This is a genomic window from Streptomyces sp. NBC_00377 (assembly GCF_036075115.1).
Classification (GTDB): Bacteria; Actinomycetota; Actinomycetes; order Streptomycetales; family Streptomycetaceae; genus Streptomyces.
In genome coordinates, this window is record NZ_CP107958.1 from 8,456,122 (window position 1) to 8,478,816 (window position 22,695).

Genomic DNA, 22,695 nt, shown 5'->3' on the forward strand with positions numbered 1-22,695 from the left:
AAGGGTCCGTGAACGACCAGTTCGAACAGCTCGCCCGCGACGTGGCGTTGTCCGTGCTCGCCCTCCGGGTCTTCGGACCCGGCGTCCTCACCCTCGCGCGCCGGTTCGTCGCCGCGCTCGTGCGGGTGGGCGTCCGGGAGATGGACCATCGGATCCCGGGGGGCGATCGGTGACCCAGGAGGAGTTGCGCCCCGCGGGAAACCCGCGGGCGCCGGAGAAACTGCCCCTGGACTTCAGCGCCTTCCACCAGATGCACCGGCCGCGCTATGTCCGCGAGGCCGAACGCTGTCTGCGCTCGCGCGCCGACGCCGAGGAGGCCGTGGACGAGGCGTTCGTCCAACTCGCCCGGCAGTGGCCGCGCATACTGCGCGCCGAGAACCCGGCCGCCTACGCGTGGCGGGTGATGAAGAACCGTGTCATCGACCACGCCCGGGCCCGCGGCCGGCGCGCCACGCTGATGGACACGGCCGTCTTCGAGACGGTCACCCTCCAGGGCGCCGAGGACGCCTTCGAGGTGATCGAGCAGAACCTGCGGCTGTTCCGCGCGATCTCCGCTCTCCCCGAGCGCCAGCGGGACGTCATCAGACTGCGCTACTGCGAGGGCTACAGCACCGCCGACGTGGCGTTCCACCTGGGGATCACCGAAGCCGGGGTGCGGTCCACCGAGCGCTATGCCAAACGCCGTCTGCGGGAGATCTACACAGCGTGCGCCGAGGAGGAGGAGCGGTCATGACCTTCGACACCGCGAGCGACATCGACACCCTGCTGGCCGGGGCGCGCCTCGTGCCCACGGCCGCCTACCGCCGCTCGGACATCGACGCAGCCGAGGCCCGGATCGCCGCCCGGGTCGCGGCCGGCGGCCCCGACGGACCCGCGACCCGGGTGTGCCCTCAGCGCGCCGCGGCGGCCCGCAGAACGCCGAGGACGCACCCCGCGGCCCGGGACCTGACATCCCTGTGCGAGGCGCTCCTGACCCGCACGGGGGCGCTCAAGGGCATCGGCAACTTCCTCGGCAGCGCCCTGCCCGAGCCCTCCGGCGCCCGGATCCTCGGCAGCCTCCTCTACCTGGCCGACTGCGAGGACAGCGCCCGCTTCTGGTGGCAGTACGGCGCCGGGGCCTCCGACACCGTCTCCTCCTACTGCCTCTACCTCCACCACCGCTCGATGGGCGAGGACATGGAGGCCGACTGGTGGCTGCGCCACACGGAGATCACCCCCGCCACCCTGAGCCGGGAGGCCACCGAAGTGGAGATCGCCACCGCGCTGCATGTGCTCGGCGGCCTGCGCCGCGGCGGAAGAGGGCTGCCGGAGGCGTTGCGGGCGCTGGTGGAGTACGTGCCGGCCGTGGTCGGCTTCGTCGACGACGACCTCGAACTCCCCCTTCCCGACGGCGATCTGGCCGAGATCGTGGAGGAGGTCGTCGCCCATGGCGCCCCGCCCGTGAAGGAGCGCCGGCGTGCCAGGTCCGGCCCGCTGCCCGAACGCCGGGAGCCGGCCGTGCACACCGTGTCCTCGGCCACCCCCCGCACAGCCAGGCGCTGGAGCCGCGACGTCCAGGAGGCGCTGCGCAAGTGCGAGGAGAGCGCGGCCTGTTGAGGGTCCACGCCGCCGGCCCGTAGCGGTGTGCGCGATGCGTGCGAGACTGCACGGATGACCAGCGAAACGATCACCGCGAACGCCGCGGGCACCTGGGACATCGGCGGCCTGACGGTCGGCCGCGTCGGCTTCGGCGCGATGCGGCTGACCGGCAGCGCGGCCTTCCACCTCGGTACGCCGAGCGAGCGCGGCCGTTCGATCGCCGTCCTGCGCGGGGCGGTCGAGCTCGGCGTCAATCACATCGACACCGCCGCCTTCTACTTCTCCGCCCTCCGCTCCGCCAACGAGCTGATCAACAGCGCGCTGGCCCCGTACCCGGACGACCTGCTCATCGCCACCAAGGTCGGCCCCTTCCGCGACTGGTCGGGGGAGTGGGGCACCTCGGCCCGCCCCGAGGACCTGCGGGGCCACGTGGAGGAGAACCTGCGCCAGCTCGGCCGCGACCACCTCGACCTGGTCTACCTGCGCCGGATGCGCCAGGAGTCGATCGCCGAGCACTTCGGCGCCCTCGCCGAACTGCGCACCGCCGGACTGGTCCGCCACCTCGGCGTCTCCGACGTCGAACCCCGTCATCTCGCCGAGGCACAGGCCATCGCCCCCGTCGTCAGCGTGCAGAACCGCTACGGCTTCGGGCACCACTCCCCGGCGACCGAGGAACTCCTGCGCGTCTGCGGCGAGCAGGGCGTGGCCTTCGTGCCGTTCTTCGCCATCGCAGGCGACGGCGGGGCCCGGGGCGCCTCCACCGCCCATGACGAGGCGCTCCTCACCGTCGCCCACGCCCACGGCGCGTCCCCCGCCGCTGTCCGCCTCGCCTGGACTCTCGCCCAGGGGCCGCACGTGCTGGCCATCCCCGGCACGGGAGACCCCGCCCACCTCGCGGAGAACGTGGCGGCGGGCGCACTGCGCCTCACGGTCGAGGACCTGGACCGCCTGAACACCGCGCACCGCGCCACGGGCGGGACGCCGGAGAGCTGATCCGCCGGATCCGGCAGGCAAGGCCGGCGCGGCACGAAGACCGGATGCCGCCACCGCCCCCGGATCCGTCGGCCGGCGGGATCCGGGCGCGGGCAGGGCGCCTGCGCGGCCCACGCCCCGTCCTGCATCAAATGCCGCCCGGGCAACTCGTGCTCCCCCCGCCATGCCCGGCACCGCGACCGCCCGCACGGCGACCGCCCGCACGGCGACCGCCCGCACCCTGAGACGGGCGTACGACGCGCTGTCCCGCCCCGGGTCCCGGCCGGTGCTCGCCAGGACCGCCCGGGCGGCCTCCTCCGTTACCTCCTCCCCGGTGTGCGTCCGGTCCTCGCCGTCGACGAGGACGACCTCCCGCGTGTCCCGACAGCCGGGCGGGTCCGGCCGCTCTCCCGGAGCTTCCGCCGCCCGCCCGCGAGGGCAACTGGCGTGGGTGACGTTTTACGTATAACCTCACCCGTCAATCGCACCTCGCGAAAGCCCCCGCACACTCCCCGAAAGGCCACGATGAGTCGCATCGCCCTGGTCACGCTCGTCGTCGACGACTACGACGAGGCGATCCGCTTCTACACCGAGGCGCTCGGATTCCGGCTGGCCGAGGACGAACCCCGTCCCGGCGGGGCCCGCTGGGTCGTCGTGCGGCCCGGGGACCGCCAGGACGGCACCGGGCTGCTGCTCGCCCGGGCCAAGGGCGACGCCCAGCGCGCCCGCGTCGGCGACCAGACCGGCGGCCGCGTCGGGTTCTTCCTGCACACCGACGACTTCGCCGGCGACCATGCCCGCATGCTCGCCGCCGGCGTGACCTTCCTGGAGGAGCCCCGCCACGAGGCCTACGGCTCCGTCGCCGTCTTCCAGGACCTGTACGGGAACCGCTGGGACCTGCTCCAGCCCGCCACCACCTGAGAACCACCTGCCGAGGAACACAGACTGATGACCGCGCCCCGCATCGACACCGAAACGCTCCGCCGACTCCCCAAGGCGGTCCTGCACGACCACCTCGACGGCGGCCTGCGCCCCGCCACCGTCGTCGAACTCGCGGACGCGGTCGGCCACAAGCTGCCGACCGCCGACCCCGACGAGCTCGCCGCCTGGTACTTCGAGGCAGCCAACTCCGGTGACCTGGTGCGCTACATAGCCACCTTCGAGCACACCCTCGCCGTGATGCAGACCCGCGAGGGCCTGCTGCGCACCGCGGAGGAGTACGTCCTCGACCTGGCGGCCGACGGGGTCGTCTACGGCGAGGTCCGCTACGCCCCCGAGCTGAACGTCAACGGCGGGCTGAGTCTCGCCGAGGTCGTGGAGACCGTCCAGGAGGGCCTCGCGGCCGGCATGGCGAAGGCGGCGGCGGCCGGGACGCCGGTCCGGGTCGGCACGCTGCTGTGCGGCATGCGGATGTTCGACCGCGTGCGCGAGGCCGCCGATCTCGCGGTCGCCTTCCGGGACGCGGGCGTCGTCGGCTTCGACATCGCCGGCGCCGAGGACGGCTTCCCGCCCGCCGACCACCTCGACGCCTTCGAGCACCTGCGCCGCGAGAATGTCCCCTTCACCATCCACGCCGGCGAGGCCCATGGCCTGCCCAGCATCCACCAGGCCCTCCAGGTCTGCGGGGCCCAGCGCATCGGCCACGGCGTGCGCATCACCGACGACATCGTGGACGGCAAGCTCGGCCGGCTCGCCGGCTGGGTCCGCGACCGCCGCATCGCCCTGGAGATGTGCCCGACCTCCAACCTCCAGACCGGCGCGGCCACCTCGATCGCCGAGCACCCCATCACCGCGCTGAAGGACCTCGGCTTCCGCGTCACCCTCAACACCGACAACCGGCTGGTCTCCGGCACCACGATGACCCGCGAGATGTCGCTGCTGGTCGAGGAGGCCGGCTGGACCGTCGAGGACCTGCGCACCGTCACGGTGAACGCCCTCAAGAGCGCGTTCGTGCCGTTCGACGAGCGCAACGCCCTCATCGAGGACGTCGTCCTGCCGGCCTACGCCGCGGCGCTCTGAAGCAGCCCGCGGACATAGGCGGCCTGTCCGACGTGCTGGAGATCGTCGGACAGGACGCTCACCAGCCGTACGCCGAGGGTGACCGGCGGGTCCCAGCGCTCGTCCACGACACGCTCCAGATCCGCTGCCGTCAGCGCGTGCAGCGCCGCCAGGCTCTGCGCGTGCACGGCGTCGTGGTATCCGGTCAGCAGATCGGCGTCGGAGACCTGCACCTTCGCGACCTGCGCGGCGCTGTGCCCGTACCCGGTGTCCTGGCGCGGCAGGCCGAGAGCGAACCGCTTCTCCCAGTCCTGGGCCAGCCACACCTGGTCGAGCCCGAAGGCGTCGGCGACATGGTCGTCCTGAACGCGGGTGAGGTGCCAGACGAGCCAGGCGATCGAGTTGGACGCGGCGGCGGGCCGGGCGGCCAGGGCGTCGGGGTCCAGGCCCTCGACGGCGGCGTGGACCTCTTCCCGGATGCGGCTGTACCCCTCGATGAGGATGTCCTTGGCATGCATGCGTCCACCATCGCGCACCCGGGGCTCAGACGCTCCCCGTCTCGAGCAGCGCCATCAGTGCCCGGGCGGCCGGGCTGGTGGCCCGGGCGGGCGGCAGCAGTGCGACCGTCTCGTACACCGCCTCGCCCGTTCCCTTGAGGGGCAGCGCGGTGAGCGCCTCGCGCTTGTGCCGGAAGTGGCGCGGTACGACGGCGACGCCCAGGTTCTCGGCCACCAGGTCCAGGAGGCTGTGCACGTCGTTGACCTCCAGGGCGACCGTGCGCCGTACTCCCGCCTCGGCGAACGCGACGTCGGTGGCCCGGCGCGGCCCCCAGTCGGGGTGGAAGTCGACGAACACCTCGCCCGCGACGTCCTGCGGCGTCAGCGCCGCCGACACCCCGGCGAGACGGTGCTCGGGATGGCACAGCACGTACATCGGCTCGCTGGCCAGCGGCGCGCAGCGGAGCTGGTCGGTGTCCGTCTGGGTCCGGTAGGCGAAGGCCAGGTCGAGCCGGCCGGCCGCCACCTCCTCGCCCAGGGCGCCGGAACCGGTCTGGCGCAGCCGGATCTCCACATCCGGATGGCGCCGCCGGAACGCCGCGAGCAGCCCCGCCACATCCACCCCGGCGATGCACTGCTCGGTGCCCACGGAGAGCGTGCCGCGCACCACTCCCTGGACGGCGGCCACCGCCTCGTGGGCCGCACGCACCTGCGCGAGGATACGTTCCGCCTCGGCCAGCAGCGCCCGGCCCGCCTCGGTGAGCGTCACCCGCCGGGTGGTCCGGACGAACAGCGGAGCGCGCAGTTCCCGCTCCAGGGCCCTGATCGACGCCGACAGGCCCGACTGGGAGACCATCAGGCGTTCGGCGGCCCGGGTGAAGTGCTGGTCCTCGGCGACCGCGACGAAGTGCTGGAGGTGACGCAGTTCCATGATTGAGAAGCGTAGCCGCACAATTCCATCGGATTCTTCTGTTGGACCACTATCCGCAGGTCGGCGAGAGTGGGTAGCAGTCTGTGAGACCGATCTTCCGTGCCAACCCTTCCTGGAGTCGCGTTGTACACCGCACACCCCGACCGCTACGCGGACATGCCCTACCGGCGCACCGGACGCAGCGGCCTGAAGCTCCCCGCGCTGTCGCTCGGACTGTGGCACAACTTCGGCCCGGACCGCCCGGTCGAGACCCAGCGGGCGATCCTGCGCCGCGCCTTCGACCTCGGTGTCACCCACTTCGACCTGGCCAACAACTACGGGCCGCCGCCCGGCGCCGCCGAGTCGGCGCTGGGCGAGGCCCTGAAGGCGGACTTCGCGCCCTACCGCGACGAGCTGGTCATCTCCACCAAGGCCGGTTATCTGATGTGGCCGGGCCCGTACGGGGAGTGGGGTTCTCGCAAGTACCTGCTGTCCTCGCTCGACCAGAGCCTGAGCCGGATGGGCCTGGAGTACGTCGACGTCTTCTACTCGCACCGCCCCGACCCGGAGACTCCCCTCGAGGAGACGATGGGCGCCCTGCACACCGCGGTGCAGCAGGGCAAGGCGCTCTACGTCGGTGTCTCCAACTACTCGGCGGAGCAGACCCGCGAGGCCGCCCGCATCCTCGGCGAGCTGGGCACCCCGCTGCTCATCCACCAGCCGCGGTACTCGATGCTGGACCGCCGCCCCGAGAGCGAGGGCCTGCTCGACGCCCTGGACGAGCTCCAGGTGGGCTCGATCGTGTTCTCGCCCCTGGAGCAGGGTCTGCTGACCGGCCGCTACCTGGACGGCATCCCGGAGGACTCGCGGGCCGCGAGCGACAGCCCGTTCCTGAACTCCGACGCGCTGACCGAGGAGCTCGTGGGCAAGCTGCGCGCCCTCGACGACATCGCCAAGTCCCGCGGTCAGTCCCTCGCCCAGCTCGCCCTGGCCTGGGTGCTGCGCGGCGGGCGGGTGACCTCCGCGCTGGTGGGCGCGAGCAGCGCCCGGCAGATCGAGGACAGCGTCGGCGCCCTCGCCAACCTGGACTTCGAGGCCGGGGAGCTGGACCGGATCGACGCGGTGATCAACGGCTGAGTTGTTCCGTCAGGAGGACGGTCACCGGATCGCCCTCCTGTTTTCCGATCACCTCGCGCACCTCGGCGTCGACGGCAAGCCTGCGGGCGCCCTCCCCGGGGCATAGGTCCAGCCGCCTTTCGCCGGGCTCTTGCGCAGGACGCCCGTGAATTCGGTATTCACTGTTCCGGTTCCGTTTCCGGTTGCACTCATGATGTCCTCGGCCCGCGGTGATCCGTCGGGGATCGGACCACCGCGAGCGAGGGAATTCATCGCCGGCCGGCCGACCGCATTTCAGGCGCTTGCGGGCAGCCCGGTCGAGGAATCCGCGGGTGCAGGTGATCCGCCCCGGGAGTCCGGAGTCCGGGGGCATGACGTCGGACCGGCCACCGGCGCCGGAGCTGTGCCCGAGGAGACGCCCCCGGCGGCCCACGCGGCGGTAACAGCCTTGGCCAGAGCTTCGGGCCCACGCGCGTTCCACGCCTCGAACCGACGGGCGACGGCGTTCTCCTGTCCCTCGTATCGCCCGGTGTTCGCGGACACGGGGAATGGCTTCCAATGAGGTCGTCGACACTGGTCAGGACGCGGAATCCGGCATTCGCCGATCCGGTGTGACCACCTTGCCCGCGCCCGCCGTCCGGGTCGATTGCCTGTCGGGTAATGACGACGCACTCCGGCGCTCGCCGAATTTCGGCCATGAGGGGCACGGAATATGCCAAGAGACTGGCCGGAAAGTCATGGTGACAGTGTTTCAAGAGTGAACATACTCGAACGTCAGGGGTAGTTCACCCCTCAGAGCCGCACGGAAAGCGAGGCACAACCGGCAAGCGAGCACCCGGGGGAGAGAGACGTGCACGACGAATTCCTGTGCCATGTCACCGCGTACGGCGTCTGCGACGGCCGGCGCATCGGCGTGCCGCTCGGCACCTATCGTGCGCCGACGCTGGCGCTCGCCCTGTGGTGGCTGAGGGACCGGGCCTCCTGGATGGCCGAACGGCTCGATCCGCAGCCCGAGAGCGAGCACATCCCGCCGGGCGCCCTGGTTCCGGTCGCCGACAACGTGCCGGACGTGCCGGCACTGCTGCGGGCCTGGTGTGCCGACATGGGCCGTCAGGAGCTGGTGGCCGACGAGTTGGCCGGCGGGCGGCTGGTGCGGATCGCGATCAGCGACGAGACCACCGAGTACGAACTGCTCGCCGAATCCGTCGACGCGCTGCGGATGCAGCGGACCGTCCCCGCACTCGTCCTCCCCGTCGGCTGACGCTCCGCCCGTCGGGCGCACCCAGGAGCAAATCGATAGAATTCAGACATGGTGGAGCGACCGGTCTCCTCGACCGCGCCCGAACTCGTGCTGGAGACCGAGACGGGTGGCGGTGTGCTGATCCCGGGCCATGACTACCGCATCGGACGGGACCCGCTCAGCGACATCGTCATCGACGACACCCGCGTCTCCTGGCACCACGCGGTGCTGCGGCCCGACGGCGACCACTGGATTCTCGAGGACGAACAGAGCACCAACGGGACCTACACGGACGGCCGACGCGTCCAGGAGTGGGACGTCGGCCCCGGCAGCGTGATCCGCCTCGGCAGCCCCGCCGACGGCCCCTGCCTGGTCCTGTCCGGCCGTCCGGCTCCCCTCGCCGAGCGCCCCTCCGCGGTCTCCCGGCCCGCAGTGACCGGCACCTTCCGCCGGCCCACCAGCGTCCGGGCGCTGCCCCCGCGCACCGTCCGCATCGGCCGCGCCGCCGACAACGACCTCGTCGTCGACGACCTGGTCGTCTCGCGCCGGCACGCGGAACTGCGCGAGCTGCCCGGCGGAGGCCACGAGATCGCCGACCTCGGGAGCCACAACGGGACGTACCTCAACGGCCTGCCCGTCACCCGCGCCCCGCTCGGGCCAGGTGACGTCGTCGGCATCGGCCACTCGGCCTTCTGCCTGGTCGGTGACCTGCTCCAGGAGTACGTCGACACCGGCGAGGTCTCCCTCGACGTACAGGACCTCACGGTCACCGTAGACCGTGGCCGCAAGGTGCTCCTCGACCACGTCTCCTTCCCGGTGGGGGAGAAGTGCCTGCTGGCGGTCGTCGGACCCAGCGGCGCAGGCAAGTCCACCCTGCTCGGCGCCCTCACCGGCCAGCGCCCGGCGGGCCACGGCACGGTCGTGTACGACGGCCGCGACCTCTACCGCGACTACGCCGAACTGCGCCAGCGCATCGGACTGGTCCCGCAGGACGACATCCTGCACGCCCAGCTGACCGTGCGCAGCGCCCTCGTCTACGCCGCCGAACTGCGCTTCCCGCAGGACACCGCCAAGGCGGAGCGCCGCGAGCGGGTCGAGGAGGTCATCCGCGAGCTGGGGCTCGAGCAGCGCTCGGGCCAGCCCGTGCACAGCCTCTCCGGCGGTCAGCGCAAGCGCGTGAGCGTGGCACTGGAGCTGCTGACCAAGCCGTCGCTCCTCTTCCTCGACGAGCCGACCTCCGGACTCGACCCCGGCATGGACCGCTCGGTGATGCACATGCTGCGCGGCCTCGCCGACGACGGCCGTACCGTCATCGTCGTCACGCACAGCGTCCTCAGCCTCGACGTCTGCGACCGGCTGCTGGTGCTCGCGCCGGGCGGCAGGGTCGCCTACTACGGCCCGCCGGGGGACGCCCTCGCCTTCTTCGGCTTCGAGCACTGGCCCGAGGCCTTCGAGGCCTTCGAGCGCGATCAGGAGCGCGACTGGGCGGCGCAGTACCGCGACTCGCCGCTGCGGCGGCAGTACATCGTCAACGACAGTGAGCAGCCCCGACTGCCCCGTTCCGGGCCGGTGATCATGCTGCCGCCGCCCCGGCCCCGCAGCAGGGGCGCCCAGCTCGGCACCCTCGTGCGCCGCTACACCGCCGCACTCGCCGCAGACCGCACCTTCCTCGCCATCATGATCGCCCTGCCGTTCGTCATGGGCGCCATGGCCCGCGCCCTGGCCGGCGGCACGCTCGACCAGGAGCACGCGATGAACGTGCTGCTCATCCTGTGCGTCGGCGGCGTTCTCACCGGCGCGGCCAACGCCGTGCGCGAGCTCGTCAAGGAACGCGTGATCTACCAGCGAGAACGCGCCGTCGGCCTGTCCAGATCGGCCTACCTGATGTCCAAGGTCGTCGTCCTCGGCACCGTGACCGTCGTACAGGCGGTGGTGCTGACCCTCGTCGCCCTGCTCGGCGTCGATCTCAACGCACCGGACGGCGAGGGTGTGTTGATGCCGCCCCTCGTCGAGATCGCCGTCGCGGTGGCCCTGCTGGCCTTCACGGCGATGATGCTCGGTCTGCTGGTCTCCGCCCTGGTCCGCAAGGAGGAGGTGACGATGCCGCTGCTGGTGCTGCTCGCCATCGTCCAAGTGGTCTTCTGCGGGGCGCTGCTGACCCTGGACGGCGTGCCGGGCCTGGAGCAGCTGTCGTGGCTGGTGCCCGCACGGTGGGCGCTCGGCGCGATGGCCGGCACCATCGGTCTCGCCAGGATCGTGCCGGGGGACCTCACCTCGGATCCGCTGTTCGAGCACGCGGTGGGGGTGTGGCTGCTCGACGTGGGGATGCTCGTCGTGTTGTCGGCGGTCTTCGGATTCCTCGTCTCCCGGCTGCTGCGCCGGCACGAGCCCGCCGTGATGCGGAAGTAGGAGCGGCCCATGACGACTCCCGGATTCCGGCCCACGCACGTCGTCCCGCAGGACGGCATGCCCGCCTGGGACGCCCCCGACCCGGCCCGTCCCACCGTGCCCCTCGATCCGCTGCTGCCCGTCCGGCTCATGGAGCGGCGCGGCGACTGGGGGCACGTGCTGTGCTCCAACGGCTGGTCCGCCTGGGTCGACGGACGCCGTCTGGTCGCCGTCCCGCAGGACCCGCCCCACTCCGACGGCCCGCTCGCGGCCTCGGCCGATCCGCGCCCGCTCCTCGGCCGCGCCGAAGACGCCCTCGCGCGCTACCGGGAGGCGGTGCGGGAACTGGCCGACGGCGGACTCGACGGCGAGTCCTTCCGCCGCCGGACCCAGGGCCTGCGGATCGGCGTGGTCGTCGACGGCGAGGACGTGTGGCTGTACGACCCGGCGCGCGAGAGCTGGGTGTACGGCGACGGCAGCCGCCTCAGCACGTACGCGACCGACCGGGCGCCGGACACGGCCGGGGACCAGGACCACACCGCCACCCGGGTCGTGGATCCCGGGCGGGGATCCTGATGGCCCGCGCGTCGGCACCCTTCTCCGGCCGTCCCTCCGAACTGACCGGCCGGCGGATCGCCGGCTACCGCATCGAGCACGAGATCGGACGCGGCGGCATGGCCGTCGTCTACCGGGCCCACGACCTGCGACTGGACCGGACGGTCGCGCTCAAACTGCTCGCTCCCGAACTGGTGCGCAACGACGTGTTCCGCAAGCGCTTCACCCATGAGTCACGGGTCGCCGCGGCCATCGACCACCCGCACATCGTGCCCGTCTTCGAGGCGGACGAGACCGACGGCGTCCTGTACATCGCCATGCGGTACGTGGAGGGGAGCGATCTGCGCCACCTCCTCGACCGTGAGGGACCGCTGCCCCCGGCGACCGCCGTCCGGATCGCCGCTCAGGTCGCCTCCGCGCTGGACGCCGCCCATGACCACGGGCTGGTCCACCGGGACGTCAAACCCGGCAACATCCTGGTCGCCCGGGGCACCGACAGCGACCACCCCGAGCACGTCTACCTCACCGACTTCGGTCTGACGAAGAAGTCGCTGTCCCTGACCGGCTTCACGACGGTCGGCCAGTTCGTCGGCACCCTCGACTACGTCGCCCCCGAGCAGATCTCCGGGCAGCCGGTCGACGGCCGCTGCGACGTCTACGGTCTGGCCTGCGTGGTCTACGAGTGCCTGGCGGGCCGCCCGCCCTTCCTGCGCGACGACGACATGGCCCTGCTCTGGGCCCACCAGAATGCCGAACCGCCCCCGCTGACGGCGGCCCGCCCTGCCCTTCCCGCGTCCGTCGACACGGTGTTCGCCCGCGCGCTCGCCAAGAGCCCCGAGTCCCGCCATTCCACCTGCGGCGCCTTCGTCGCCGCCCTGCGGTCGTCCGCCGCGGGGGAACGCGGGCCCGGTGGTCCGCCGACGGAACAGGCCGGGAGGCCGGCGCGGCAACCCCCGCCCTGGGCGCGTCCGGTCTTCCGCACGCTTCGTCCCGGCTGATCCGAGCCGGGTCGCCGAGGGGAGTCCGCGGGGCGACCGCTTCGCGGCCGACGGCAGACGCCTCCGTCAGCGCGGGCGTCCCGGGCCCGCCACCCGAAGGGGCGCTCGGCCCGCGACGTGCACGCCGCCCCGTCAGCGGGCCTTCGGCGCGCGCCGTCGGCGGGCCCGCACCGCCAGAAGCCCGCCCAGGAATCCGGTGACCAGCCCCCACAGCGCGGCGAAGCCCAGCGCCGACCACAGCTCGGGACGCAGGAACAGCTCCCCGGACAGATCGCCGCCCAGGTCGCCGAGGCCGAGCACCGACAGACCGTAGTGCGCCGAGACCCGGCCGACCAGGCAGATCATCAGGACCGTGAGCACCAGCGCCACCGCCATGTGCACGGCGTGCCGCCAGGCGGGCGTCCGGGCGGGGGAGTGGGCCGTCATCACGAACGCGGCGCCCAGCAGCAGGACGGCATCCACGGCGACCAGCCACCACACGCGGCCGTCGTACTCGGCGAGGGTGGCGAGGTTCAGCCGCGTGTCGTCCGGGGCGCGCAGCACCTCGTCCAGCACATGGGGCATGGGCAGCCCGAACGGACCCTCGACCCGGCCGTTCCAGGTGGCGCCCAGACCGATCGTGAACGTCAGCCACACCAGATTGGGCAGCCCGAGCAGGGCCGTGGCGGCGGTCGCGGCGGCGTGTCCCCGGGTCGCCGCGACGACCAGCGCGACGACGACGCCCAGGGCGACGCAGACGAGCAGCAGCAGGACCATCGCGTACGCGGCCGGCCGTACCGACCCGTGCAGGCGCAGCAGCCGGGCCGGCAACGGAGCCCCGGGCGAGACCAGCAGCGCCAGCACCAGGACGCCGGCCAGCCACACGAGTCCGACCACAAGCGTGAGGGGGACGTCCGTGGTGAAGCCGGCCTCGGGGCTGACGCCGAACAGTTCGCCGAGGTCGCTCAGCGTGTCGTCGCCGAGGGAGATCTTGAAGCTCTGGTGGGCGGCGAGGGCCAGTCCGAGCAGTCCGAGCAGCCACACCACGGCGATCCTGACCGCCCATCCGGCCAGCTCCGCGGCGCCCGCCACCGCCCGGTGCCGCAGCGGCCGCAGGAATCCGGCGCCCAGCACGAGCGCCCCGGCGAGGGTGACGGACAGCGGGATCACCGTCAGACCGGCCTGTGTGTCGGCGAGTGCGCCGGCGTTCCCGGAGAGTTCGACCGTGCCGCCGACGCTCGTGACGACGGTCGCCGCGATCACCCGGGGGTAGGCGCCCTCGGGCAGGTCCGAGGCTCCGGCCGCCCACAGTCCCAGCGCCGCCACCACCCCCATCACGATCAGCCCGGCCAGTGCCACGACGGCCGCCCGCACCCAGCCATGGCGGGAGACTGCCTGCTCGTGCGGGGTGTGCGCGCTCACCCTGCCACGCTAAGCAGCACCGGGGGAGCGCGCCTGCCGGGAGGGCCGTCCGCGCCCGGCTTGCGAGCCGCGACCGCCTGGAGCACACAATGGTGCGTTGTGGAAGAAAGCGGCGCATAACGGATGGATCGGTCCTGTGGACTCTCCTCGGGGCCGACGGCCGGAGCGCTGCGAGAAGCCCACGTCGGGAGTGCTCGTGAGCGTCGAACCGCCGTCCTCCGGCCGCCCCACGGGACCGCCCTCCGGCCCGCTGTCGGGCCGGCCCCCGGAGCCGCCCTCGGGTCCGCCTTCCCAGCCCCCTTCGGGCCCGGGCTCCCGGCCCCCTTCCGGCCCGCCCTACGGACCGTCCGACGCCGACTCCCCGGAGGGCGGCGACGGGGAACCGCGCCGGCCCTGGTGGCGGTCCGGCCCCCGGATCGCACTGCTCACCACCGCGGTCGTGGCCGCCACGGCGCTGGTCCTGGTGCTCGCCCTGTCGAACGGCGGCGGCTCCGACCAGGTCGGCGAGGTCTTCATGCAGCCGGCCGGCGAACGGGGGCCCGAGCCCTACACGAAGCCCCCCACCACCGAGAACTCCTTCCCGCCCGCCTCCGTCGCCCCGGCCGGCTCCTCACCGCCCACCCGCACCGTCCCCGGTGTCGACGGCGGGGAGAAGGGCCTCTACGGCGGTACCCGCAACGTGTCCGGCTGCGCCGTGGAGCAGCAGATCAAGGCCCTCGGGGCGGAGCCCGCGAAGAACAGGGCGTTCGCCTCCGTGGCCGGGGTCGCCCCCTCCGGGGTCCCGGCCCATCTGCGCTCCCTCACCCCCGTGCAGCTGCGTCTGGACACCCGCGTCACGAACCACGGATACCGCGACGGCGCCGCCACCTCCTATCAGGCCGTCCTCCAGGCCGGCACGGCCGTCCTGGTCGACCGACGCGGTGTCCCGAGGGTGCGCTGCGCGTGCGGGAACCCGCTGACCCCGCCGGTCGCCCAGCCGACGGGATTCAAGCGGACCGGCCACTCCTGGCCGTCGTACAGCCCGGCGACCACCGTCGTCGTCAAACCCTCCGTCACGGTGATCGACGTGTTCGTGCTCTACGACCCCGGACACGGCCACCACTGGTTCGCCCGTCGGCCGGGCGACAGGCCCCAGCAGGACCGGCCGACCCGTCCGCCGCCGAGGCTCACTCCGACCATCACCGTCAGCACACCGGGTATGCCGAGCACGTCGACGAGCCGCGGCCCGGGCACCTCCCGGGCGTGCGACTCGCCCCCCGCCGACCGGCCGCCGGGCTGCCCGCCGCCCTCCTCCGGGACGTCCTCGGAAGAACCGAAGTCGGACGGGCCGAAGTCGGAGGAACCGTCCTCGGACGAACCCTCGTCGAAACCGCCGTCGTCACAGTCGTCCCGCGGCGAGAGGCCGGGAGTCGCACCCCCGTCCTCCGGAACCTCGTCCTCCGGAACCTCGTCCTCCGGCTCGTCGTCCTCCGGCTCGTCACCGCCGGTGTCCCCGTCCTCCGACTCCTCGGCTGCGAAGCCGCAGTCCGGCTCACCGTCCGCGGTCACGAGCGGTTCCGCGAGCTCCCTCTCCTCGCTCGCGGGGTCCGCGCCGCCGGCAGACGGCGCGGGTCGGTCGTCCCAGGCCGCTCGCTCCGGCGATGCCTCCCTCGCCCCCGGCTCCCCGGCCGGCTCACGGGCCGTGTGAGACGCCCCGCCGGCCCTCCCGCGGACCGGGCCGAAACTGACCTGGACTGTGTGGCGGAACTCGGGGTACGAGGACAAAGGCACAGCCAGCAGCGTCCGGCCAGTCCGGCCTCCGAGAGAGAAACGCATGATCGAGCACCTGGACGGGGCAGTGATACCTACTGGTTTCGACGTACCCGTGGAACCGCTGCGGCGGGCGGCGCACTACACCGGTGAGCCCGGCTGCATAGCCGAGGCCAGGGCCTTCGCCGCGCACTTCGTCGAGCAGCTCAGGACGGAGTGGTGCGCCACGATCGGCGACCGGGTGACCGGTGAGGTGATGCTGGTGGTGAGTGAACTGATCACCAACGCCGACCGGCACAGCAACGGGCCGTACATCCTGGAGCTGGAGGGTACGGACGCCTCGGTCACGGTCTGTGTCTACGACAGCAGCGACGCGCTGCCGATGCGGTTCCCCAAGGACCCCCAGCGGGTCGGCCGGCACGGTCTGGAGATCGTGTACGCGGTGGCCGCGCAGGTCAGTGCCGAGCGGGTGCCGGTCGGCAAGCGCGTGCGCGCCGTGCTCAGCTTCGGGTCGTAGCCCCGGCGGGCACCATGCCCCCGCCGGGGGGCTCGGCCTCCTGCCCGACCCGGGTGATCAGGCGCAGCCGAGTTCGCCGAGCATCCCGTGGCGCAAGCGCGTGATGATCCGCTTGATCAGGCGCGACACGTGCATCTGCGAGCAGCCGAGCCGCTCGCCGATCTCCGCCTGGGTGGCCTCCTCCACGAACCGCAGGTGGATGATCTGCCGGTCGCGCTCGCTGAGCTCGGCCATCAGCGGGGCGAGTGAGTGGAAGTCCTCGACGAGCCGCAGCCCGTACTCCTCGACGCCGATGAAGTCCGCCAGGACGGATTCGCCGTGCTCCGGGCCGTCGCCGGTGAGCGCGGCGTCGAGGGAGGAGGAGTTGTAGCCGTTCGAGGCGATCTGCGCCTCGACCACCTGGCTCTCCGCGAGGTTCATCAGGGTGGCCAGCTCGGACACGGTCGGCTCCCGGTCCAGGCGGCTGGAGAGCTCCTCGCGGGCCTTGGCCAGCTCGACGCGCAGCTCCTGAAGCCGCCGCGGGACGTGCACCGCCCAGGTCGTGTCCCGGAAGAAGCGCTTGATCTCACCGACGATGTACGGCAGCGCGAACGACGTGAACTCCACCTCGCGCGAGATCTCGAACCGGTCGATGGCCTTGATCAGGCCGATCATCCCGGTCTGGACGATGTCCTCCATGTCGTCCCCCCGGCCGCGGAACCGGCCGGCGGCGAACCGCACCAGGGACATGTTCATCTCGATGAGGGTGTTGCGCGCGTACTGGAATTCCCGGGAGCCCTCTTCGAGCACGGTCAGCCGCTGGAAGAACTGACGGGAGAGCTCGCGTGCGTCGCGCGGAGCCACGCTCCGGGGCGCCTCGATCCCGGGGAGGGGTCCGCCGTCCGTGCTGGTGACGGTGGTGTCCTCGACGGCCCCGGCCTCTGACCGGATCACGGCGCTGCCCATTGTCTCTCCCTGGAAAGTCACGGTTCGACGTCTGGTGTGTTCGGTCCGTGAGCGAGCGCGTGCAAGCCCTCTCGGGATGCGGGTACCCGCATCCCGAGAACCCATGCATCCAGGGTTTCGGGACGGTGGAGCGCGGGACTCCGCCCGATTCCACCGAGGGCGCAACGCCCGGCCCTTCCGGTGGCGGCCCGGTTTCCTAGGCTGGGAAGGTGAGCAACCAAGCGCCGAACCGAGCCCGCGTGATCCCGCTGCGCCCGTCTGCCGAGCGCCCCGGCGTCGCCCCGGCCACCGCTTCCCCCGCCGCCCCGGCACCCGCTCCCCGGTCCCGGCCGCGCGAACCCCTGTGGCGCGACCTGGTCGGGGACGTCCTGCGCCGTGAGCGCCGGGCGCAGGAACGCACGCTCAAGGACGTCGCCGACGCGGCCCGTATCTCCATGCCCTACCTCTCCGAGGTGGAGCGCGGCCGCAAGGAGGCCTCCTCGGAGGTCCTCGCGGCCGCCGCCCACGCCCTCGGCCTGAGCCTGGGCGATCTGCTGGCCCGGGCCCAGGGAGAGCTGGTCAGGCTCAGCAGCCGCCACCCCGTCCGCGGCCGCACGGCCGTGCCGTCGTCCTACGACGGCCTCTGCCTGGCCGCCTGACGGACCGCGGGCCGGCGTCTCACACCGTCACGGGACGCCGGCTCAGCACCTCGTCGGCCAGGCCGTACGCCACCGCCTCCTGCGCGGTGAACACCTTGTCGCGGTCCATGTCCGCACGCAGGGTCGCGATGTCGTGGCGCGTGTGGCGGGCCAGCACCTCCTCCACCTGAGAGCGGATACGGACCATCTCCTTGGCCTGGAGCGCGAGATCCGAGACGGTGCCCTGCCGGCCGCCGCTGGCCGGTTGCCCGAGCAGCACGCGCGCGTGCTCCAGGACGAGCCGGCGGCCGGGATCCCCGCCCGCGAGCAGCACGGCCGCCGTCGACGCGGCCTGTCCGACACACAGGGTCGAGATCGGCGCCTGGACGAACGTCATCGTGTCGTAGATCGCCATCAGCGAGGTGAACGAGCCGCCGGGGGAGTTGAGGTAGATCGAGATCTCGCTCTCCGGGGACGCGGCCTCCAGATGCAGGAGCTGCGCGATCACGACGTTCGCGACGCCGTCGTCGATCTCGGTGCCGAGGAAGATGATCCGTTCGTTCAGCAGCCGGCTGAACACGTCGTAGGACCGCTCGCCCTGCGGGGTCCGCTCGACCACGTTCGGAATCGTGTAGGTCCCCATGTCACAGCCCCATCCGTCGCTTCTGCGCGGCCGGGCGGACGTCCGCGAGGGACTCCACGACCCGGTCCACCATGCCGTACTCCCGGGCCTGCTCGGCCGTGAACCAGCGGTCGCGGTCGCCGTCGCGCGAGATGGCCTCCGGGGACTGCCCGGTGTGCTCGGCGGTGATCCGTTCGATGGTCCGCTTGGTGTGCTCCAGGTTCTCCGCCTGGATCTCGATGTCCGCCGTGGTGCCGCCGATCCCGGCCGACGGCTGGTGCATCATGATGCGCGCGTTCGGCAGCGCGAACCGCTTGCCGGCCGCGCCGACGCTCAGCAGGAACTGGCCCATGCTGGCCGCGAAGCCCATGGCGAGCGTCGAGACGTCGTTGGGGATCAGCCGCATCGTGTCGTAGATGGCCAGCCCCGCGTGCACCGACCCGCCCGGGCTGTTGATGTACAGGACGATGTCGGTGCGCGGGTCCTCCGCCGACAGGATCAGCAGCTGTGCGCAGACCCGGTTCGCGGACACCTCGTCCACCTGAGTCCCCAGCAGCACGATGCGCTGCCCGAGCAGTTGGGCGGCGAGATGGTCGTCGAACCGGGACGGTGCGGTGTCGCCCTCCTCGGCGCGGGGGGCGAGCGTGGTGAGTGGCGTCATCGGTTCTCCTCGTCGTGGCGTGGATGCCGTCGACTCCACTCTTGACCCCGGTGGACGCCCGCACCCCGATCCTCTGCCCGCAGCAGATCCGCCGTGGGCAGAGCGGCCGCCCGCTCGCACGGTTCGCCGACGCCGTCCGGATGACCTCACGGCCCGAGCGATGAGTTCCGGGGCGAGCGGGAGTCGACACTGATGACCGCGTCCCACGCCCAGGAGGTAAAGATGACCACCGACGGATTCACCACGTGTCTCTGGTTCGACGGCCAGGCCGAGGAAGCCGCCCACCACTACGTCTCGGTCTTCAAGAACTCGAGCATCGGCAACATCGGCCGCTACAACGAGGCCGGCCCGGGCCCGGCCGGCTCCGTGCTGGCCGTGGAGTTCACGGCCAACGGGCAGAAGTTCGTCGGCATCAACGGCGGCCCGCAGTTCACGTTCAGCGAGGCGGTCTCCTTCCAGATCTACTGCGCGGACCAGGAGGAGGTCGACTACTACTGGACCAGGCTCACCGAGAACGGCGGCGAGCCCGGCCCGTGCGGCTGGCTCAAGGACAAGTACGGCCTGTCCTGGCAGGTCATCCCGGACGGACTGATCGAGATGATCAGCGACCCCGACCCCGAGAAGGCCACCCGCACCACCAAGGCCATGTACGCCATGAGCAAGCTCGACGTCGCCGCCCTGAAGAAGGCCTACGCGGGGGAGTAGACGCCCGGTGAAAGGGGCGGGCGCGCTAACGGGCCTCGGCCAGGATCTCCCTGATCACATGCCGGGACTGTACGAACCTGCCGGAGCGGGCGGAGGGCGTCTCGTGAGTGCGACGGCTTCCGCCGCGTGCTCCCGCGCGCCGGAGCGCTCGTGTGTCACTCACGGTGCCCGGGTGTCTCGGCGCGCGGGCCGACGGCCGGGTGACTAGCGTGAGCAACCGGACAAAACATCTCACCGGAGGGCTGAGGTCATGGCCGTACGAGCACTGGGAATCCCCTGCTGGGCCGACGCGATGTTCAGCGACGTGGAGGGCGCCAAGACGTTCTACGCCGAGGTCCTGGGCTGGACGTTCGGCGAGTCGTCGTCCGAGTACGGCAACTACACACAGGCCTACGCGAACGGCAAGGCGGTCGCCGCCGTCGTCCCGCCGATGCCCGGCCAGGAGGGGCAGTCGCAGTGGTGTCTGTACTTCGCCTCCCCGGACGCCGCCGCGACCGCCGCCAAGATCCGGGAGAACGGCGGTGAGGTGCTGATGGAGCCGATGCAGGTCGGCGAGTTCGGCACGATGTGCCTGGCCCGCGAGCCCAGCGGCGCCGTGTTCGGCGTGTGGCAGGCGGGTGTCCACGAGGGGTTCGAGGCGCCGCCGGAGCAGCCGGGCGCCTACTGCTGGGCCGAGGTCTTCACCCGCGAACCGGAGAAGACGGACGCGTTCTTCCCGGCCGTGTTCCCGTACAAGGCGAAGCAGCTCCAGGACGACGCGGTCGACTTCCGGGTGTTCGAGGTCGACGGCGAGATGGTCCTCGGCCGCATGAGGATGACGGAGGAGTTCCCGCCCGAGGTCCCGTCGTACATCAACGTGTACTTCACGGTCGACAACTGCGACGAGGCCGTGGCCAGGGCCACCAAGCTCGGTGGCGTCCTGCGGTTCGGCCCGATGGACACACCGTTCGGACGGTTCGCCGCGATCAGCGACCCGCAGGGCGCGAACCTCTCACTCATCGACGTCACCACCACGACGGGGGACATGCCGCAGACGAAGGACGTCTCCTAGCCGCCCGGTGGAGCGCCCCGCGGGGCGTGGCATGATCGTGCGCATGCGTGAACGAGTGGTGGCCGCGTGCGACGGGGCCTCGAAGGGGAATCCGGGACCGGCGGGCTGGGCGTGGGTGGTCGCGGACGACGCGCAGACACCGGCCCGCTGGGAGGCGGGGCCGCTCGGGAAGGCGACCAACAACATCGCCGAACTCACCGCGCTGGAACGCCTGCTGGCGTCGACCGACCCGGATGTGCCGCTCGAGGTCCGGATGGACTCGCAGTACGCCATGAAGGCCGTCACCACCTGGCTGCCGGGCTGGAAGCGCAACGGCTGGAAGACGTCCGCGGGCAAGCCGGTGGCCAATCAGGAGCTGGTCGTCCGTATCGACGAACTGCTCGACGGCCGCTCGGTGGACTTCCGCTACGTGCCCGCCCACCAGGTCGACGGCGACCCGCTCAACGACTTCGCCGACCGCGCCGCCAGCCAGGCGGCGATCGTCCAGCAGCCGGCCGGCAGCGACCGGGGTTCCCCGGAGCCGCCGGCCTCGCCGGACACCCCGAAGGCGAGGTCCGGGGCGAAACCGGACCGCTCCGCCGGGAGCAGATCTCCCCGGCGGAGCGGTGGTGCGGCGTCCCGCACGATCAAGGCCAAGTTCGCCGGCCGCTGTGTGTGCGGCCGCCCGTACGCCGCCGGCGAGCAGATCGCCAAGAACGCGCAGGGCTGGGGGCACCCGGAGTGCCGTACGGCGGACGCCGCCGAGAGCTGATCCGTGGCGCGCCGGTCACACCACCGCGCCGCGCCAGCCTCCGGTCTCGAGCCCGCGGTTCTCGATGAACTCCTTGAAGCGCTCCAGGTCACCCTTGGTCTGGCGCTTCACGAAGCCCAGCTTGTCGCCGACGGTCTCGGCCAGCCCCTCCGGCTGGAATTCCAGTTGGAGCATCACCTTGGTGTGACTGTTGTCGAGCCGGTGGAAGGTCACCACGCCGGCCTGCTTGGCCTCGCCGGAGATCGTGGTCCAGGCGACCCGTTCGTCCGGGATCTGCTCCGTGATCTCCGCGTCGAACTCCCGGTGCACGCCGTTCACACTGGTCACCCAGTGGGTGAGCGTGTCGGTGCGCTGCTCGATGCGGTCCACCCCGCTCATGAACTCGGGGAACGTCTCGAACTGGGTCCACTGGTTGTAGGCGGTGTGCACGGGCACGCCGACCTCGATGGATTCCTCGACCTGCGACACGAACGTCTCCTCCTTCGTTCTCGTGAAGCGTCTCGTCGCTCTTGTCCGTCGCGGGTACCCGTGACCTGCGCGGCAAACCGGCGGACGGGGATCAGTCGGTGTCGAAGGTGTAGTGCGGGGTGTGATCGAGAAGGTCCGCCGGGGTGGTGTCGTTCCAGGGCTTCATCGTCTCGTGGAGGTCGACGACGTCCGGCGTTCCGCCGCCCGGCAGGTATCCGGAGCCCGGGTGCCGGCGCTGCCACTGGGCCCACAGCTTGTCGATGTAAGCGTGATGCAGCCAGAACACCGGGTCGTTGGGGGAGACCCCGGTCGCCATCTGTCCGCCGACCCAGACATGGACCCGGTTGTGCAGATTCACCCCGCGCCAGCCCTCCAGATGATTGCGGAAGCCGTCGGAGGCGCTGTTCCACGGAGCCATGTCGTAGGCCGTCATCGCCAGCACCGACTCGACCTCGGCCCGGGTGGGCAGTTCACGGACGCCCGCGCCGAGCGCGCGCCGCAGGTAGGTGCGGCCGTCCACCCGGACGCCGATCGCCCAGTCGCCAGCCGACGCGGCGAACGGTCCGTCCATGACCTGGCCGTCGCGGCTGCGCCCCGTGCCGCCGAGGAAGTCCGGCGCCCACAGGGAGGAGCGCGGCGAACGGTCGGCGGACCAGTCCCAGTACGGCAGTGCCACCGAGGCGTCCACCGACTGCAGGGCCCGCTCGAACTCGAGCAGGAATCTGCGGTGCCACGGCAGGAAGGACGGAGAACGGTGGCCGGTGCGCTCGCCGTTGTCGGTGTCACCGAGGATGAACCCGTTGTGGGTGGTGACGAAGGCGTCGTAGCGGCCGCTGCGCTTGAGTTCGAGGACGGCGGCGACGAACCGGCGCTTCTCGTCGGAGGTCAGGGACGCCTGGTTCTTGCGGACGGTCATGTGTGGTGCTCCTGGTGTGCGCGGGAGGTGAGGGCGGGTC

Annotated in this window: 24 protein-coding genes and 2 pseudogenes; 17 read left to right on the forward strand and 9 right to left on the reverse strand. The window is 71.9% G+C overall.

All coding sequences use genetic code 11. From position 1 onward, the window contains the following. Nucleotides 1-8: 8 nt before the first annotated feature. The 6 genes from OHS71_RS37565 (at nucleotide 9) to OHS71_RS37590 (ending at nucleotide 4,569) form a co-directional block, all read left to right on the forward strand. The gene (locus tag OHS71_RS37565) at nucleotides 9-173 is read left to right on the forward strand and encodes a hypothetical protein (protein ID WP_328483787.1); all 165 of its coding nucleotides are present in this window, start codon (nucleotides 9-11) and stop codon (nucleotides 171-173) included. Further along, the gene (locus OHS71_RS37570; protein WP_328483788.1) at nucleotides 170-733 is read left to right on the forward strand and encodes an RNA polymerase sigma factor; all 564 of its coding nucleotides are present in this window, start codon (nucleotides 170-172) and stop codon (nucleotides 731-733) included. Before OHS71_RS37565 ends, OHS71_RS37570 begins: the two co-directional genes overlap by 4 nt. Next, the gene (locus OHS71_RS37575; protein ID WP_328483789.1) at nucleotides 730-1,596 is read left to right on the forward strand and encodes a hypothetical protein; all 867 of its coding nucleotides are present in this window, start codon (nucleotides 730-732) and stop codon (nucleotides 1,594-1,596) included. The genes OHS71_RS37570 and OHS71_RS37575 overlap by 4 nt, the downstream gene beginning before the upstream one ends. Before the next feature lie 54 nt (nucleotides 1,597-1,650). Next, nucleotides 1,651-2,571, forward strand: a complete 921-nt coding sequence (locus tag OHS71_RS37580) for an aldo/keto reductase (protein ID WP_328483790.1) — start codon at nucleotides 1,651-1,653, stop codon at nucleotides 2,569-2,571. A gap of 504 nt (nucleotides 2,572-3,075) precedes the next feature. Continuing rightward, a complete protein-coding gene (locus OHS71_RS37585) occupies nucleotides 3,076-3,471 on the forward strand; it encodes a VOC family protein (RefSeq protein ID WP_328483791.1) in 396 nt (131 codons plus the stop codon). A gap of 27 nt (nucleotides 3,472-3,498) precedes the next feature. Continuing rightward, nucleotides 3,499-4,569: an adenosine deaminase gene (locus tag OHS71_RS37590; RefSeq protein WP_328483792.1), complete on the forward strand. Its 1,071-nt coding sequence runs from the start codon at nucleotides 3,499-3,501 to the stop codon at nucleotides 4,567-4,569. On the opposite strand, the gene OHS71_RS37595 is transcribed toward OHS71_RS37590, so the two are convergent. Then, on the reverse strand, nucleotides 4,551-5,066 hold the full coding sequence (locus OHS71_RS37595; RefSeq protein ID WP_328483793.1) for a mycothiol transferase: 516 nt from the start codon (nucleotides 5,064-5,066) through the stop codon (nucleotides 4,551-4,553). The two genes, OHS71_RS37590 and OHS71_RS37595, sit on opposite strands and share 19 nt — an antisense overlap. 25 nt (nucleotides 5,067-5,091) lie before the next feature. Then, a complete protein-coding gene (locus OHS71_RS37600; RefSeq protein WP_328483794.1) occupies nucleotides 5,092-5,976 on the reverse strand; it encodes a LysR substrate-binding domain-containing protein in 885 nt (294 codons plus the stop codon). A gap of 123 nt (nucleotides 5,977-6,099) precedes the next feature. Here OHS71_RS37600 and mgrA point away from each other — a divergent pair, with 123 nt between their 5' ends. Beyond that, entirely contained in the window at nucleotides 6,100-7,092 is a 993-nt protein-coding gene (mgrA, locus tag OHS71_RS37605) for an L-glyceraldehyde 3-phosphate reductase (RefSeq protein ID WP_328483795.1), read from the forward strand. A gap of 396 nt (nucleotides 7,093-7,488) precedes the next feature. On the opposite strand, the pseudogene OHS71_RS37615 reads toward mgrA, so the two are convergent. Beyond that, nucleotides 7,489-7,614: pseudogene (locus tag OHS71_RS37615) on the reverse strand (nuclear transport factor 2 family protein); the annotation flags it as partial. A 307-nt stretch (nucleotides 7,615-7,921) separates the two neighbouring features. Here OHS71_RS37615 and OHS71_RS37620 point away from each other — a divergent pair. Genes OHS71_RS37620 through OHS71_RS37635 form a run of 4 tightly spaced genes read left to right on the forward strand, consistent with a single transcriptional unit; the run spans nucleotide 7,922 to nucleotide 12,252 of the window. Beyond that, nucleotides 7,922-8,332: a hypothetical protein gene (locus OHS71_RS37620; protein ID WP_328483796.1), complete on the forward strand. Its 411-nt coding sequence runs from the start codon at nucleotides 7,922-7,924 to the stop codon at nucleotides 8,330-8,332. 48 nt (nucleotides 8,333-8,380) lie between these two features. Beyond that, on the forward strand, nucleotides 8,381-10,720 hold the full coding sequence (locus tag OHS71_RS37625; protein ID WP_328483797.1) for an FHA domain-containing protein: 2,340 nt from the start codon (nucleotides 8,381-8,383) through the stop codon (nucleotides 10,718-10,720). A gap of 9 nt (nucleotides 10,721-10,729) precedes the next feature. Then, entirely contained in the window at nucleotides 10,730-11,275 is a 546-nt protein-coding gene (locus OHS71_RS37630; RefSeq protein ID WP_328483798.1) for a hypothetical protein, read from the forward strand. Then, complete coding sequence (locus tag OHS71_RS37635; protein WP_328483799.1) at nucleotides 11,275-12,252, forward strand: serine/threonine-protein kinase; 978 nt, start codon at nucleotides 11,275-11,277, stop codon at nucleotides 12,250-12,252. Before OHS71_RS37630 ends, OHS71_RS37635 begins: the two co-directional genes overlap by 1 nt. Before the next feature lie 132 nt (nucleotides 12,253-12,384). On the opposite strand, the gene OHS71_RS37640 is transcribed toward OHS71_RS37635, so the two are convergent. Then, nucleotides 12,385-13,653 carry a streptophobe family protein gene (locus OHS71_RS37640; protein ID WP_328483800.1) on the reverse strand — a complete coding sequence of 423 codons (1,269 nt, stop codon included), beginning with the start codon at nucleotides 13,651-13,653 and terminating at the stop codon, nucleotides 12,385-12,387. A 196-nt stretch (nucleotides 13,654-13,849) separates the two neighbouring features. Between OHS71_RS37640 and OHS71_RS37645 the strand changes: the two are divergent. Both OHS71_RS37645 and OHS71_RS37650 read left to right on the forward strand, forming a co-directional pair. After that, a pseudogene (locus OHS71_RS37645) lies at nucleotides 13,850-15,121 on the forward strand (DUF6777 domain-containing protein); the annotation flags it as partial. Between the two features lie 345 nt (nucleotides 15,122-15,466). Continuing rightward, nucleotides 15,467-15,919: an ATP-binding protein gene (locus OHS71_RS37650; protein WP_328483802.1), complete on the forward strand. Its 453-nt coding sequence runs from the start codon at nucleotides 15,467-15,469 to the stop codon at nucleotides 15,917-15,919. A gap of 57 nt (nucleotides 15,920-15,976) precedes the next feature. Here the strand turns inward: OHS71_RS37650 and OHS71_RS37655 are convergent, their stop codons facing one another. Then, the gene (locus tag OHS71_RS37655) at nucleotides 15,977-16,864 is read right to left on the reverse strand and encodes an RNA polymerase sigma factor SigF (protein WP_328483803.1); all 888 of its coding nucleotides are present in this window, start codon (nucleotides 16,862-16,864) and stop codon (nucleotides 15,977-15,979) included. Between the two features lie 209 nt (nucleotides 16,865-17,073). On the opposite strand from OHS71_RS37655, the gene OHS71_RS37660 reads away from it, so the two are divergent. Then, on the forward strand, nucleotides 17,074-17,502 hold the full coding sequence (locus tag OHS71_RS37660; RefSeq protein WP_328483804.1) for a helix-turn-helix domain-containing protein: 429 nt from the start codon (nucleotides 17,074-17,076) through the stop codon (nucleotides 17,500-17,502). A 19-nt stretch (nucleotides 17,503-17,521) separates the two neighbouring features. Here OHS71_RS37660 and OHS71_RS37665 read toward each other — a convergent pair whose 3' ends face one another. Both OHS71_RS37665 and OHS71_RS37670 read right to left on the reverse strand, forming a co-directional pair. Then, a complete protein-coding gene (locus OHS71_RS37665; protein ID WP_328483805.1) occupies nucleotides 17,522-18,124 on the reverse strand; it encodes a ClpP family protease in 603 nt (200 codons plus the stop codon). Nucleotide 18,125: 1 nt separating this feature from the next. Further along, nucleotides 18,126-18,764, reverse strand: coding sequence for an ATP-dependent Clp protease proteolytic subunit (locus tag OHS71_RS37670; RefSeq protein WP_328483806.1), 639 nt, complete (start codon nucleotides 18,762-18,764; stop codon nucleotides 18,126-18,128). Between the two features lie 222 nt (nucleotides 18,765-18,986). Here OHS71_RS37670 and OHS71_RS37675 point away from each other — a divergent pair, with 222 nt between their 5' ends. From OHS71_RS37675 to OHS71_RS37685, 3 genes are all read left to right on the forward strand, one after another. Further along, complete coding sequence (locus tag OHS71_RS37675; protein ID WP_328483807.1) at nucleotides 18,987-19,469, forward strand: VOC family protein; 483 nt, start codon at nucleotides 18,987-18,989, stop codon at nucleotides 19,467-19,469. A gap of 250 nt (nucleotides 19,470-19,719) precedes the next feature. After that, entirely contained in the window at nucleotides 19,720-20,520 is an 801-nt protein-coding gene (locus OHS71_RS37680; RefSeq protein WP_328483808.1) for a VOC family protein, read from the forward strand. Between the two features lie 31 nt (nucleotides 20,521-20,551). After that, nucleotides 20,552-21,271: a ribonuclease H family protein gene (locus OHS71_RS37685; RefSeq protein ID WP_328483809.1), complete on the forward strand. Its 720-nt coding sequence runs from the start codon at nucleotides 20,552-20,554 to the stop codon at nucleotides 21,269-21,271. Nucleotides 21,272-21,286: 15 nt separating this feature from the next. Here the strand turns inward: OHS71_RS37685 and OHS71_RS37690 are convergent, their stop codons facing one another. Both OHS71_RS37690 and melC2 read right to left on the reverse strand, forming a co-directional pair. Further along, a complete protein-coding gene (locus OHS71_RS37690) occupies nucleotides 21,287-21,739 on the reverse strand; it encodes an SRPBCC family protein (protein WP_328483810.1) in 453 nt (150 codons plus the stop codon). Between the two features lie 91 nt (nucleotides 21,740-21,830). Next, entirely contained in the window at nucleotides 21,831-22,655 is an 825-nt protein-coding gene (melC2, locus tag OHS71_RS37695; RefSeq protein WP_328483811.1) for a tyrosinase MelC2, read from the reverse strand. Nucleotides 22,656-22,695: the final 40 nt, after the last annotated feature.

Coding starts and splice junctions, on each gene's coding strand:
- OHS71_RS37585 (WP_328483791.1), top strand. CDS start 3,076: ATGAGTCGCATCGCCCTGGTCACGCTCGTCGTCGACGACTACGACGAG.
- melC2 (WP_328483811.1), bottom strand. CDS start 22,655: ATGACCGTCCGCAAGAACCAGGCGTCCCTGACCTCCGACGAGAAGCGC.
- OHS71_RS37685 (WP_328483809.1), top strand. CDS start 20,552: ATGATCGTGCGCATGCGTGAACGAGTGGTGGCCGCGTGCGACGGGGCC.
- OHS71_RS37590 (WP_328483792.1), top strand. CDS start 3,499: ATGACCGCGCCCCGCATCGACACCGAAACGCTCCGCCGACTCCCCAAG.
- OHS71_RS37655 (WP_328483803.1), bottom strand. CDS start 16,864: ATGGGCAGCGCCGTGATCCGGTCAGAGGCCGGGGCCGTCGAGGACACC.
- OHS71_RS37635 (WP_328483799.1), top strand. CDS start 11,275: ATGGCCCGCGCGTCGGCACCCTTCTCCGGCCGTCCCTCCGAACTGACC.
- OHS71_RS37675 (WP_328483807.1), top strand. CDS start 18,987: ATGACCACCGACGGATTCACCACGTGTCTCTGGTTCGACGGCCAGGCC.
- OHS71_RS37680 (WP_328483808.1), top strand. CDS start 19,720: ATGGCCGTACGAGCACTGGGAATCCCCTGCTGGGCCGACGCGATGTTC.
- OHS71_RS37595 (WP_328483793.1), bottom strand. CDS start 5,066: ATGCATGCCAAGGACATCCTCATCGAGGGGTACAGCCGCATCCGGGAA.
- OHS71_RS37650 (WP_328483802.1), top strand. CDS start 15,467: ATGATCGAGCACCTGGACGGGGCAGTGATACCTACTGGTTTCGACGTA.
- OHS71_RS37630 (WP_328483798.1), top strand. CDS start 10,730: ATGACGACTCCCGGATTCCGGCCCACGCACGTCGTCCCGCAGGACGGC.
- OHS71_RS37575 (WP_328483789.1), top strand. CDS start 730: ATGACCTTCGACACCGCGAGCGACATCGACACCCTGCTGGCCGGGGCG.
- OHS71_RS37580 (WP_328483790.1), top strand. CDS start 1,651: ATGACCAGCGAAACGATCACCGCGAACGCCGCGGGCACCTGGGACATC.
- OHS71_RS37625 (WP_328483797.1), top strand. CDS start 8,381: ATGGTGGAGCGACCGGTCTCCTCGACCGCGCCCGAACTCGTGCTGGAG.
- OHS71_RS37600 (WP_328483794.1), bottom strand. CDS start 5,976: ATGGAACTGCGTCACCTCCAGCACTTCGTCGCGGTCGCCGAGGACCAG.
- OHS71_RS37670 (WP_328483806.1), bottom strand. CDS start 18,764: ATGACGCCACTCACCACGCTCGCCCCCCGCGCCGAGGAGGGCGACACC.
- OHS71_RS37665 (WP_328483805.1), bottom strand. CDS start 18,124: ATGGGGACCTACACGATTCCGAACGTGGTCGAGCGGACCCCGCAGGGC.